The organism is Vibrio sp. 1069 (assembly GCF_033340555.1).
On the sequence record NZ_JAWOWP010000645.1, the window covers coordinates 1 to 591 of the forward strand.

1 pseudogene is annotated in these 591 nt (G+C 44.7%); it reads right to left on the reverse strand.

Annotation, left to right across the window (positions count from 1 at the left end):
- Positions 1 to 591: pseudogene (locus tag R7040_RS28240) on the reverse strand (error-prone DNA polymerase); the annotation flags it as partial.

The window sequence follows — 591 nt, forward strand, 5'->3', positions numbered from 1 at the left end:
TGACGAGGAAAACCAATAATCTCGTTCACCAGTTGGATAAACTGCTGACCTTTGAGCGATTCCGGTTGCAAACCAAGCTCAATAATTTGTGCTTGCCAACCTTGGCTACGATCTCGGCGGTTAACATTTTTGATGAAAAAATCCAATTTGGTCTCTTCAATACCTAACGCTTTTCCGACCTCACGTACCGCACTTTTGAAGCGATAACTGATCACTGTTGCGGCAAGAGCGGCACGTTCACGTCCGTATTTTTTATAAATGTATTGAATGACTTCTTCACGGCGCTCGTGTTCGAAGTCAACGTCGATATCTGGTGGCTCTTTGCGTTCCTTACTGATAAATCGTTCGAACAAGACAGAGATTTGTCTTGGATCGACGGCGGTGATTTCTAAGCAGTAACACACGACGGAATTCGCCGCTGATCCTCGGCCTTGATAAAGAATGCCTTGCTGTTTAGCAAACATGACGATGTCATGAATGGTTAAAAAGTAATAATGGTACTTGAGGTCTTCTATCAACCTCAGTTCGTTTTCGATGGTTTGGTTGATGTCCTCCGGCACGCCTTCAGGAAAGCGACGCTCTTTACCTTGT